The organism is Acetatifactor sp., from assembly GCF_982438285.1.
The window spans coordinates 1-12,387 of the sequence record NZ_CEWDFQ010000057.1 but is presented as its reverse complement, the minus strand read 5'-3'; the positions used below and the strand labels follow the sequence as shown (position 1 = coordinate 12,387).

12 protein-coding genes are annotated in these 12,387 nt (G+C 50.7%); 5 read left to right on the top strand and 7 right to left on the bottom strand.

The genetic code is table 11. The features are described 5' to 3' along the window. The coding region (locus AC1WIP_RS04560; protein ID WP_481140705.1) for a hypothetical protein at positions 1–199 on the bottom strand (199 nt) is incomplete at its 3' end. Between the two features lie 210 nt (positions 200–409). Between AC1WIP_RS04560 and AC1WIP_RS04555 the strand changes: the two genes are divergently transcribed. Then, a complete protein-coding gene (locus AC1WIP_RS04555) occupies positions 410–814 on the top strand; it encodes a hypothetical protein (RefSeq protein ID WP_481140704.1) in 405 nt (134 codons plus the stop codon). On the opposite strand, the gene AC1WIP_RS04550 is transcribed toward AC1WIP_RS04555, so the two are convergent. From AC1WIP_RS04550 to AC1WIP_RS04525, 6 genes are read right to left on the bottom strand one after another with little or no spacing between them, the layout of a single operon-like run. Next, positions 805–1,593 (bottom strand): aminoglycoside adenylyltransferase domain-containing protein, encoded by a 789-nt coding sequence (locus AC1WIP_RS04550; RefSeq protein WP_481140703.1) that lies wholly within the window; start codon positions 1,591–1,593, stop codon positions 805–807. The genes AC1WIP_RS04555 and AC1WIP_RS04550 overlap by 10 nt on opposite strands. A gap of 36 nt (positions 1,594–1,629) precedes the next feature. Continuing rightward, positions 1,630–3,912: a transglutaminase-like domain-containing protein gene (locus tag AC1WIP_RS04545; protein ID WP_481140702.1), complete on the bottom strand. Its 2,283-nt coding sequence runs from the start codon at positions 3,910–3,912 to the stop codon at positions 1,630–1,632. After that, a complete protein-coding gene (locus AC1WIP_RS04540) occupies positions 3,863–4,975 on the bottom strand; it encodes a DUF58 domain-containing protein (protein ID WP_481140701.1) in 1,113 nt (370 codons plus the stop codon). Before AC1WIP_RS04540 ends, AC1WIP_RS04545 begins: the two co-directional genes overlap by 50 nt. A 17-nt stretch (positions 4,976–4,992) precedes the next feature. Beyond that, the gene (locus AC1WIP_RS04535; protein WP_481140700.1) at positions 4,993–5,940 is read right to left on the bottom strand and encodes an AAA family ATPase; all 948 of its coding nucleotides are present in this window, start codon (positions 5,938–5,940) and stop codon (positions 4,993–4,995) included. Between the two features lie 29 nt (positions 5,941–5,969). After that, the gene (locus AC1WIP_RS04530) at positions 5,970–7,421 is read right to left on the bottom strand and encodes a sensor histidine kinase (protein WP_481140699.1); all 1,452 of its coding nucleotides are present in this window, start codon (positions 7,419–7,421) and stop codon (positions 5,970–5,972) included. Beyond that, a complete protein-coding gene (locus AC1WIP_RS04525) occupies positions 7,405–8,073 on the bottom strand; it encodes a response regulator transcription factor (protein WP_481140698.1) in 669 nt (222 codons plus the stop codon). The genes AC1WIP_RS04530 and AC1WIP_RS04525 overlap by 17 nt, the downstream gene beginning before the upstream one ends. A gap of 169 nt (positions 8,074–8,242) precedes the next feature. On the opposite strand from AC1WIP_RS04525, the gene dpsA reads away from it, so the two are divergent. From dpsA to AC1WIP_RS04505, 4 genes are all read left to right on the top strand, one after another. Next, positions 8,243–9,109, top strand: coding sequence for a dipicolinate synthase subunit DpsA (gene dpsA, locus AC1WIP_RS04520; protein ID WP_481140697.1), 867 nt, complete (start codon positions 8,243–8,245; stop codon positions 9,107–9,109). Between the two features lie 98 nt (positions 9,110–9,207). Further along, complete coding sequence (locus tag AC1WIP_RS04515) at positions 9,208–9,804, top strand: dipicolinate synthase subunit B (protein WP_481140696.1); 597 nt, start codon at positions 9,208–9,210, stop codon at positions 9,802–9,804. Between the two features lie 7 nt (positions 9,805–9,811). Then, on the top strand, positions 9,812–11,665 hold the full coding sequence (gene asnB / locus AC1WIP_RS04510) for an asparagine synthase (glutamine-hydrolyzing) (protein ID WP_481140695.1): 1,854 nt from the start codon (positions 9,812–9,814) through the stop codon (positions 11,663–11,665). Positions 11,666–11,771: 106 nt separating this feature from the next. Then, complete coding sequence (locus AC1WIP_RS04505) at positions 11,772–12,278, top strand: hypothetical protein (RefSeq protein WP_481140694.1); 507 nt, start codon at positions 11,772–11,774, stop codon at positions 12,276–12,278. Positions 12,279–12,387: the final 109 nt, after the last annotated feature.

The window sequence follows — 12,387 nt, the reverse complement described above, 5'->3', positions numbered from 1 at the left end:
CGGTATGATAAATAAAACTAAGCATAGAGTGATTTTTTTCATAGCAGCTCCTTATTGTTCTTATCTTACCCACAGCACCCTTCCTGTCTGTTTTTGCTGCGGAATAGGTCTCTGGCTTTTCTTCCCCGTTTTCCTGTGTTCCGCAGCATGCGCCAAGCAGCATAGCTGTCAGAACCAGGATGCTTATCCACCTTTTCATCCACCCGTCCTCAATTTTTAGAAATTCCTCTTTTATATCCTATATTTGTATTTTAAATTTAGCATAAATTCTGATTATTTTCAACTATTGCTTGCACAAGGAAATCTCCCTGTCGTATAATGAAAATGACAACGTCAAAACCAAGACGCTGTCACTGTAAGAGAAAACAGATTAAAAAAAGCGCAGAAGCGGCGCAGAAATGGGAAAAACATGAAGGAAAAATTTAAAAAGCTGTCAATAAAGCATCTGCTTCTGATTTATCTTTGCATCTGGGCGTTGTCTGCAGCCGCCTTCTGGCTGGGGGCCCGCAGGGACGCAATGGGATACTCCCTTGTTTTCCTCTATTTTGTTCTGCCCTTCAGCACCTTTGTCCTCTCCATTTTTGCAGGAAAGGACAGGTCGTTGGGAAATAAAAAGGGGCTTGTGCTGCTTTATTTCGGCGTTCTGTACATGCTTGCCCCTTACGTCACCTTTTCCCTTGCCAATATGCTCTCAACCGGCAGCCTCAGGGCTCCTGCCCCAAGCGATATGATGCCAGGGCTCTTTTTCTCCGCTGCGGGAATGATCATCGGCATTATGATCAAAATGCTGGGAAACAGAAGACGTCAAAGCTGATTGGGCAAGGGCTTTTGCATCTGCAGCTTTTTCTGCACATACCCTGCAAAGGCTTTAAGCACAGCCGTCTCCGCCTCAAAGCGCGTTCCACTTCTGTAAGTGCTTTGAGCCCTTTCAATCAAAGGCGTGTAAATTTCCGGCAGATGTTCCATCCCCCAGAAAGCTCCCTGTTCCTTAGAAAGGATACGGCCTTCCTCCAGAAAGGCCATCACTCTGCAGGCGTTTAAAATCAAATATACAGGCTGCTTTTTTATCTCCCTTTCCAAACACAGAATATCATTTTTTATGCTGTCCCAAAAGGCCTCCACAGGAACAGGCTCAAACAATGAGGATGCCTCCTGCCCCCAAAGGGTAATCCCCATTTTTCTTGTCACGGCGAAATGTGCCGCCAGATCCTTATCCGTTCCCTGCATTCTGAGGCAAAATGCTTCTATGTTTTTCCTGCATGCCTCTTCGTGCATCTTGGAAAAGTGAAGTAAAAAGGGGGGGGGATAGGTAAATTCCCTACAGTCCTTTTCCAGCACCACACTCATTTCCAGCCCCTTTGCCGGGCAAAAAGGCTCCAATGCAAGAAGGCTTTCTATCCATCCCATTTTCTCCCTCAGGGAGGGCGCCTCCTTCACCACTATCAGAAAGTCAATATCACTGCTCTCCCAGCGAAAGCACCCAAAAGCCAGGGAGCCATGTACATAGACTCCTGTGAGATTATCCTGAAAAATTCCCCTGCAGGCCAGAAGAATCCGCTGCAAAATATCTGTAATTTGTTTCTCCTGCTCCATATGCTTCTCTTCTCCCCCTAACTTTTGTTTTGTTCTTCAGCCGTACGCCTTAAAAAAGCAAAAGATAAGTCTCTTATGCCACTTCAGGGAAGGAATCATTCCCTGCGCCGCCTTGCAGTATACCTGATATACAAAGGTCTCCTGCTCTTCTTGGGGCTGAGAAGGCCCGAAGGCCGCCTGGCTTACAATGTCCTGCATCTTACAGATTTCTTCCTCCGTCATCCAGCTAAGCTGCTTTACCGTCTCCTTTGCAAAGTCCGGTTCCGTGCCGTCCCATCCCTTCATGCAGCCGCAGAAATGAAGCATCTGCAAAAATCTTGTATAAATTTTCCGACAGCCCTCCCCTTTCATTTTTTTCAGCCTCCGCAATCTGCGGTAATCTAAAAGGAAGGGCAGCAGACACAGCGTATAAAGCAGGCAGGCGCCCAGGACATAAAACCAATTCTGATATTTTTCAAAATCTATTTCAAAACGAGGCAGGTTCAGCTGCTGCTCCTCAGAAGCCGTCTCTTCCCCAGGTGCCCGCAGGCTCTGTACAATAGCGGCGCTCTCCTGATCCCAGCCCTGCTCTGTCCTGATCTGCTCCAACGTAACGCTGTCAAATCCCGGATAGTAAACCATGCTGCTTCCGTCCGTAGAAGGCGTTACCTCCACAGGCGTCCATCCATAGTCCTCCAAAAGAATTTCCACCCAGGCATGTGCCGCCTGATCTGTAACCTCCGCCCGATATGTGCCGTCCTCCTGCAGCACAAAGTCCGACGGCTCCACCCGATAACCGGAAGCGTACCGGGCGGGGATGCCGTACAAACGGTACATAAGCGTAGCCGCAGCGGCAAAATGCTGGCAGTAGCCCCTTCCCCCCTCAAACAAAAAATATTCCACAACATCCTCATTCATGGGAGACCAGCCCGGCGTCAGGGTATAAACGGTATTGGTCTGCAGCGTGCTTAGGATAAACGCCGTGATTTCGTCCAAATCCTCCAATGGATGCTCTGCGCACAGGCTGCTCAGTCTGGGGAGCAGCTGCACGGGAACCTGGGTATACAGCTCCTGCGCCTCCTCCTGATATGCAGTCTGTATCTGGCCATACCATCTGGCCTGCATTTCAAAATTTCCAGGAACATGATCCCATGCAATATCCATCTGTTCCTGCTCATAGTATAGATAAGTATAGCCATAGTAAGGTCCATAGCCACTGTTATACTGACTGTAGTAGGGTGTATAATAGGTTCCGTACTGTCCGTTGGTGTGCGTGATGGTCAGGGAGATATCGTCCGGCCAGCCCTCCCTGTGAAGATAGGTGTTCAGCGTGTAATACATTCTGTGATACATGCCCCTGATGGAGGAAAGCCACGTTTCCCATCTTAAGTTTTCCGCCACCTTCTGAAACATTTCTTCATCATCTACACTCTCCCAGCTGCCCCCTATATATTCGCCTCCCGCAAAGCCCCGCAGATACAGGGTTTCCGCAGGAATTCGGGAGGCCTCCAGCTCAAGCTGGACCGTCCCCGTGCGGTAATTGTTTCCCCGGTTTATGGTTCCCCCGCCTGCCGGAACGCTGTCCTGCCCTGTCAAACGTCTTAAAGTAGTGTATACCTGTCCCTCCGCCTGATAGGCCCATTCGTACAGATCCTGCATATAGAAGGACACGAAGGGAATCGCCAGGGCAAAGGAAAGAGCCAGGGCCGCAGCTGCTGCAAGACTGCTCTTTTTCGTCAGACCTGCATCCCCGCTCCCTGAAAAAACATTTCTCCGCCTGCCTCTGGCCGTAAGCCGAAGCACAAAAAAAGCAGTCTGAAACAAAGCCAGGAGAAACACCGTTCCCAGGCTTATCCGCACTCCAAAAAGAGGGGACAGTAAAAGTATCCCTGAGATCAGCAGGCATACAAGCAGGTGCCTTCTGAGAATAAACTCCAGCAAAAACAAAAAAAGAGCAAGCAGCGGCATTACTGTCATCACAAGCAGCGTCACTGTCATCTGGGACAGATTGGCTTCCCCTGCAAGGCTGGCAGCGATCTGCGTCCCCTGCTCCCACAGCCTGTCCCACATCAGAAAGGCAGTGACGCCCTCCCCCAAAAGAATCAGGGCAAGGAGCAGATAAAACAGCGGCCGCCTGTAACAAAAGGAGGCCCATAAAAGCACACACAAAAGAATTGCTGCCGGATACACCATATAGGGGCTGCTGTCCACCCCGTTAAGGGCTGGAATCAGCGAAAGCAGTCCGCATACTCCCGCTGCAAAATACACAAGGGCAGCCGCAAAGCCATATTTATTTTCCCTTTTTCCTCCGGTATCTACCTTGATTCTGATTCCGCCCATCCAGCTCCTTTCTGGAAAAACGATACATTAAGACCTCATTAAAATACAGACCCAATTTCAAATCCAGCCCAAAAGCGTTTTCCGGCATCCAATTTTTTGTTTTTTCCCCGGAATTCCCCGTTCCTTCCTGCTCCCGTTCCTCTTTTTGTGCTTCCAGCCGGTAGAGGGACAAAAAAAGCTCCTGACACTGTTCTCCTTCGGACACTCTCATGGTTTGAATCCCATTTCTCCTCTCTTCCCTCCAAAAGGCCTGCACAGCCATGTCTCTTTTCAGCATTCCCACAAGAAAGCTCCACAAAAGCTCATAAAATGCGTCCAGCTGCCTTCTTGCAGCCCTTCTTTGTCCGGAGAGGTCAATCCATAGGCACACCTGGGCGTTTGTCTCCCGTTCATACTCCTTGACCCAATACTGTCCCGTTCTGGCGCTTTGATTCCAGTGAATATGGCGCACAAAATCTCCCTGGCGGTATTCTCTGATCTGACGAACCTCGTCCCCGTCCTCCCTGGCGCCCTTTGCCGCCTGTGCAGGCAGGATGGACCCTTCGCTTTCCAAAAACGCCCAAAGCTGTGTCTCTATGCTGCTCTCTGTGGGGAATACCGCAATTGTCATCTCCTGTTCAATGCTTTTCCCAGCATGGAATAATGACAGGTAATCATAAACCTTCAGCTTGTCTACCTTAAGCTGCACCAGACCGCAGTACCGGGCCAGTATGCCAAACTGCAGCAGATTTTCTCCACATCCGCTCTCTCCGTATATCCTTTTGGTCCTGCAGATACGCTGTCCTGGATAGCGCACCTTAATTCTCACCCGGAAACGGCTCACCGGCAGCTTCCCCTTGTTTCTTGCCGTCAGCGCACACCAGCTGGTCTGCTCCTTCCTTGCAACGCCGCTTTTTTGGGGAATCTCCAGAGATAAATTCCGTTTCATATAATGACAGGCAAGAAACATGACAACCGTTAAGGCTATTTCTGCAAAAAACAGAACCATCAGACCGGGATGCCGGTACATTCCCGCAATATAGAAGGTGAATGCCAAAATAATTGCAAAAACCAGCTTTCTCATTTCAATCCCTTCCCAGGCTAATCCTTTCCCATGGAAGGCTGCCTGACCTGCCTTAGAATCTGCTGGATAATCTGTTCCTTTTCCATTCCCTCCATCCGGGCTGCTGCGTTTTCCTGAATCCTGTGAGCCGCCACATAGGGAAACTGTTCCCTGACGTCTGCAGGGGTCACATAATTGCGCCCCTCCAGAAAGGCTGCGGCTCTTGCCATCTTCACCAGGGCAATGGTGGCTCTGGGACTTGCGCCGCGCTCCAGATAAGGATGCTTTCTTGTAGCAGTGACAAGCTCCAAAAGGTAACGGTATATCTCATCCTTGATAAACACCCTTTGGACTTCTCTCTGCATTTCCAAAAGCCTCTCTTTGTTCAAAACCGGCCGCAGCAAATCCACACCTCTGCTTTCCCCCACCGCCTTTGCCATGGAAAGCTCGCTTTCGAAATCCGGGTATCCCATGGTCATGGTAATCATAAACCTGTCCATCTGCGCCTCCGGAAGATACTGGGTGCCGGCGCTTCCCACAGGGTTCTGGGTGGCGATCACCAAAAACGGAGCCGGCACCTTTCTGGTAACACCCTCCACCGTTACTCTGCGTTCCTCCATCACCTCAAGAAGCGCCGACTGGGTTTTGGGCGAGGTTCTGTTGATTTCATCTGCCAGCAGCAGATTGCAGAATACACTTCCCTGCTGGTACACAAATTTCTCCTCTTCACGGCGGTAAATGGAAAAGCCTGTCAAATCCGAGGGCATTACATCCGGCGTAAACTGCACTCTTTTATAATCCAGGTCCATCACCCTGGAAAAGCATAACGCCAGCGTGGTTTTTCCCACTCCTGGTATATCCTCCAATAAAATATGTCCGTTGGCCAAAAAGGCCAGCATGACCTCCTTTACCGCTTTTTCCTTTCCAAGAATCACCTGATTCACCTGCCGCAGCGCTTCCTTTGCGCTTTCCAGATTGTCCTGCAAGCCCTTCACCTCCTCTTGGGCATTCTATCCTAAACATCCTGCTTTTTCCTATACCGAAACCAGAAAACCGTCATTTTGTCCTCATAATCCACTCCGTAATCCATCCCATGAGCCTTCAGAATGGTGCTCACAATGGAAAGGCCAAGGCCCGTTCCCTCTTTTCGCCCGCCCTGGTGCTGGCTTCTGTGGTAGCGCTCCCAGATCAACGACCTCTCCTCTTCCGGAATGGGGTCCCCCACATTTTTTACCGCCACATAGAACCCTTCCTGTTCCTCTTTCAGCTCTGCCACAATGGACTCCCCATCCTGGGTGTGATTGATGGCATTGTACAGAAGATTTCTGATGACCTGACTGATTTTCAGGGCGTCCACATATGCCATAGCTTCCCCCTGGGGCAGAGAGAGGGTGATCTTTATGTGATTTTTTGCCACGCTCTGCTCGCACAGCATTACCTCCGACTCCAGGATTTCACAGAGATTGTACCGATCCTTGCGCAGCTGCAGATAACCTGCCTGCAGCTGTGAATAATCCAGGATATCGCTTACCATCTCGCTCATGCGGTTGGCCTCTTTTATGATCAGGTTCAAATCCTCCTGCCGTTTCTCCTCATCCCGCCAGTGAATGTCCCGAACCATTTCCGCATACCCTCCAATCAGGGAAAGGGGGGACCGCAGCTCATGGGACACATTGGCAATCAGCTCCTTGCGCAAAGCGTCCACCCGCTGCAGAGCCTGCCCCAGCTCTCTAACCGACTCTGCCAGCTGCCCCACCTCGTCATGTAATGCAATATCCGGCTCTGCCTGCAGATTACCTCTTGCCAGCTCGTCTACCGTGTCCTTTATGATGCGTACCGGCTTAATAAATCTTCTGGACAAAACAGCCGCTATGACAGCTGACACTAATGTCAGAAGAATACTGAAGGCAATGAGCTGTCTGCGGTTCATGCCAAGCACCTGATTCAGCTCCGAAAAGGATTGCCGCAGAATCAGATACACCTCCTCTCCATTGTATACAGCCGGAAGGCCGATCTCATAGGATTCCAGATGAGAGTTTTCCCGCACCTCTCTGCTGTAGGTCTGCCTGGCAAGCACATTCTCATACACATCACTGTTTTCAATATCCTCCCAGACCGAAACGTTGGACATGTCTTCTTCCATGTTCAGAGTATGTCCATAGCTGTAAATTTCTATGAGGCTGCCGTTTTTGTCCACAAGCATCAGCTTGCCGTTTATGATTTTGCTCAAGTAGGAAAGCAGCTCTCCATTGTCCGCCAGATCCCCTGTTGTAAGCTCCTCCCTGACGGTCTCCAGCTGGTTTTTGATTTCTCCCACAGCCATGTCCACATAGTTTCTCTGCAGGACAAATATCTGTACAATCCACATAAGCGCAATGGTAAACACCACCACTGCCATCATGATAAACCACAGCCGCACCCACATTTGAGAGAAAAAATGCTTCTTGCTTTTATTGCCTGTACTCAAATTTATACCCCACTCCCCATACGGTCTGAATCAGCCTTCTGTAGTCTCCAAGGTGCTCCCGCAGAGACTTCACATGTGTATCCACCGTTCTGGTGTCACCATAATACTCATAGCCCCAGACAGAGGAAAGAAGCTGATCTCTGGTCATCACAATATGCTCGTTCTGGGCCAGCTTCACCAAAAGATCAAACTCCTTTGGCGGAAGATTGATTCTGTTTTCCCCGGCCATAACGATCCGTGTGTCTGTCTCTATGCAGAAATCTCCGAATTTCAGGGCTCCGGCGGTTTCTCCCCCGGCCCTTTTTAAAACGGCGTTCACCCTTGCCATCAGCTCCTTTGGGCTAAAGGGCTTGGAAACATAATCGTCGGCTCCCAGCCGGAAGCCTAACAGCTTATCGTATTCCTCGCTGCGGGCCGTCAGCATGATAACCGGCAGCTGCGAAAACTGTCTGATCTCCGCAAGGGCCTCAAAACCGTCCTTTCCAGGCATCATAATGTCCAAAATCAGAATATCGAAATCCGATTGGGACAAAAGCGCAGCTGCCTGATCTGCATTCTCCGCTTCGCTGCACTGAAAGCCCTCCAGCTGTGCATAGACCATCACCAGATTTCTGATATGCGCATCATCGTCTACAATGAGCATTTTTCTCATCCGCTTACCTCCTCCTGCCCTCTTCCCTTCTTAATTATAAAGCATATCCGCCATTTGTAAAATTTCTGTGAGATTTTTATGAGAATCCTGAAAAGAAATAGGTAACAGTCCTCCGGGAAGGTACATATTTTAAAAAATGATAGTGGAAAAAGGGAGGAGACGGCAGAAGTTGTCAAAATGGAAAAAGTTTGATATTGCAATTATCGGCGGAGACAAGCGCACCGCCTGTATGGCTCCGGTTTTTCTGGAAAAGGGATACCGTGTGATCGCCTGCGGGGTGTCAAAAACTCCTGAAAACGCAAATATACACCAAACGCAGGATCTCCGGGAGGCTGTGGAAAATACTGCAGTGCTGGTGTTTGGCATCCCCTTTGAGAAAGAGGGCCATATTTTTTTTCAGGAGCCCATGCCCCCTGTCAGTCTGGCAGAGCTGCAGCGGCTTCTGCGCAGACATCAGGAAATTTTCGGAGGCGTGATTCCCGAAAGCTTCCGGCAGCACTGCGAAGAAAGAGAAATCGGCTGCTTTGATTTTATGAAGGACGAGGCCCTGACTATTTTCAATGCCATCGCTACGGCGGAGGGCGCCGTTTTGGAGGCTTTGCTCCATAAAGATACCAGCCTTCACCACAGTGAATGTCTTGTGCTGGGATACGGCAGATGCGGCAGGGTGCTTGCCCAGAAGCTGAAGGGCTTAGACGCCCGGGTGACTGTGTGCAGCCGAAGCCTTAAGGAGCTGGCGTCCGCGGAGGCCATGGGGCTGTCCACGCTTTTGCTTCCCAGACTGAAGCAGGAAATCAGCTCTTTTGAATATGTGTTCAACACCATTCCCGCCTTGGTTCTCACCAAGGACTGTCTTAAGAGCTTTCCCGCAAAGGGGCTGATCATCGATATTGCCTCCAATCAGGGAGGCGTGGATTACGAGGCAGCTGAAAGTCTTGGCATTCCGGCACGGCATTGTCCAGGTCTCCCCGGAAAATATGCCGGCGCAAGCTCCGCCAGACGCCTGGCCCAATACGTGACGGACAAAATATCTTAAGACATGTTTTTTCAGAATCCACTGTATGCGGCTTGTGTCTGCGCGCTGCCTGTCGCAAAGCCGCCTATGGGAAAAGGCAGCGCAGAAACGAGGATTTTATGAAATTAGAGGGAAAAAAAGTGGGCGCAGCGCTCACCGGTTCTTTTTGCACCTTCCACAAAACCTTTGCCGCCCTTCAGGAGCTGAAGGAGGCCGGAGCAGATATTTTCCCCATTCTCTCCAACGCCTCCCAGACCATTGAAAGCCGCTTCGGCGCCCCTGAGGCATACCTTGCAAGGGTAGAAGAAATCACGGGCAGAAAACCCATTCTTCGCATTGAGGAGGCAGAGCCCATCGGGCCTAAAGGATATCTTGACCTTCTTGTGATTCTGCCCTGTACCGGCAATACCGCAGCAAAGCTTGCAAACGGCATCACGGACACCCCGGTGCTCATGGCGGCCAAGGCGCACCTTCGAAACAACAAGCCCCTTGTGTTAGCCATTTCCACCAACGACGGGCTTGGCATGAATCTGAAAAATATCGGCCTTTTGTTAAACTCCAAAAATATATACTTTGTCCCCTTCGGTCAGGATGACTGGGAGAAAAAGCCAAATTCTCTTGTGGCAGATACTTCTCTTTTGCTTCCGGCCCTGGAGATGGCTTTAGAGCACAGACAGCTGCAGCCCCTTCTCACAGACGTGGCTGCGCAGAAATGAGGTGGATATGTGCGGAATTGCCGGATTTAGCAGCTTTCACAAAAATTTTCTGGAGGATGGAGGCAGATGGTACCCTATTCTGCAGAAGATGAACCAAATTCAGAAGCATAGAGGGCCTGATGACGATGGAGTGGCGCTTTTCAGACACTGCGGCCTGTCTCACGTGCGGCTGTCTATCCTGGACCCTCAGGGAGGGCATCAGCCTATGTCAAAGCAGTGGGGGGATCACCGCTGCACCATCTGCTTTAACGGAGAAATCTACAATATGCCCGGCCTTAAAAGGGAGCTTCTTTCAGAGGGCATGGAATTTACCACAGACACCGACACAGAGGTGATACTGGCCGGTTATCTGCTCCATGGGCGGGATTACGTGAAACAGCTCAACGGTATTTTTGCCTTCTGTGTCTGGGATGAAAGCGCCCAGACACTGTGCCTGTTCCGGGATCGTCTGGGCGTAAAGCCGCTGTTTTATACCCTGCAGGGAGATACTCTTGTGTTTTCCTCTGAGATCAAAGGGCTTTTTGCCTACCCCGGCGTTGCGCCTGTTGTGGACAGAGAGGGGCTGTGTGAAATTTTTGGGCTGGGCCCCGCCAAAACCTATGGGAAAGGTGTGTTTCAAAATATCTTTGAGCTGCTCCCCGGATATTTCCTGGAATTTCAGGGCACTGAGGCGCAGCTTTCGCCCTACTGGCAGCTTGAAAGCCGTCCCCACGAGGATTCCTGGGAGCAGACTGTGGAAAAAACTCGTTATCTGGTGACGGATGCCATTCGGATGCAGATGCTTTCCGACGTTCCCATCTGCACCTTTTTATCCGGCGGCGTAGACAGCAGTCTGGTGACGGCGGTCTGCAGCAAGGCCCTTGCAGATCAGGGAAAGCAGTTAGACACCTATTCCTTTGACTTTGCAGGAAACGACGCCAATTTCCGCTCCAACGCCTTTCAGCCCTCCCAGGATCGTCCCTGGGTAGATAAAATGACGGCCTATGCCCATACAAATCACCGTTATCTGGAATGCGACAGCCAGACCCTCTATGATTTTCTCTTTCAGGCAGTGGATGCACGAGACCTGCCCTGTATGGCTGACGTGGAATCCTCCATGCTCTATTTCTGCCGCCAGGTTGCCGCCCGTCATAAGGTGACCCTCACCGGAGAATGCGCCGACGAAATCTTCGGAGGTTATCCCTGGTTTCACAAAAAGGAATGCTTTCAGGCAGACTGCTTTCCCTGGTCCATGGATCTTACGCCGCGCACAATACTGCTTCGGGATGAGATCAAAGAGCTGCTGCCCATAGAGGAATATGTGAGGGCTGCCTATGAAGCCACGGTGAAAGAAACGCCCAGGCTTTCGGAGGACAATGACGAAGAGGCCCGCCGCCGGGAAATCTCCTATCTGAATCTGCGTTGGTTTATGCAGACCCTGTTAGACCGCATGGACCGCACCAGTATGCACACCGGACTGGAGGCCAGGGTTCCCCTGGCGGATCACCGCATTGTGGAATATGTCTTTAACGTTCCCTGGAGCATGAAATGCCCAAAGGGCCAGGTAAAGGGGCTGCTTCGAGAGGCCGCAAGGGGGCTTCTTCCCGACGAGGTGCTTTTCCGCAAAAAAAGCCCCTATCCCAAGACCTATGATCCGGCCTACGAGAACCTGCTGAAGGAGCGCCTTCTGGCAGCTCTGCAGGATACCAGCACTCCGCTTTCCGACTTCATTGATCTGGAAAAAACAAAGGCCCTTCTCAGGTGTCCCTCGGACTACGGCAGACCCTTTTACGGTCAGCTCATGGCCGGTCCCCAGCTTTTGGCTTATCTGCTGCAGGTAGGATACTGGCTGGAGCATTACCACATCCAGGTGCGGCTGTAGCAAGGTACTTTGCAAAGAGGCTATTGCAGGCTCTTCGATATCATGTTATAATCGTGTCATAATTTTAAGAACAAAAGACAGCATTTCGATGCGGAAAAGAGGGAATATGGGGATATTAGACAGGATTGCGCGAAGGGTTCTAAACACAGCCATTGATTCGGTGGTGGACAGCTTCATGAACGGCTCCGGCAGCGAAAAATCCGGCGAAGCAAAAGCAGCTCCATCCACGGCAGCCACTGCCGCAAAAGCAGCGTCCACTGCCCAGACCGGAGATTACTCTTATGAAAATGGCGGCGAAGAAGGAGTCCGCTTCCGCCTGGAAACGATTTTTAAGGAATTTTACAGCGACTGCGAGGTGCGCAGGGATGTGCCCCCTTCTGTGGTGGGCGCTCCGGAAAACGCACAGCACTTCACCTACGGCCTCTACCGTAACGGTGAGCCTGCAGCTTTGATTATTATTATGAACAAACGTGGAAACTACCGCAGAAGGGACTATAAGTCTGCCAGGGAGGCCTGCAGCGAAAGAGGCATTCCCTATGCTCACTTTATGTCCTATCTTCCAAGCAGCAGAGATTATATCATAAACAAGCTTAAGGAGATCATGCCTGGCTGAAATCTGCAGCCCACCTTCATTTGCTGAAAAGAAAGGGAAATACAACTTTTGTTGCGCCCGCGGCGGGCGAAGTATGCTTTCTTTTTATGCTTTGCGGGCAGTATAAGCA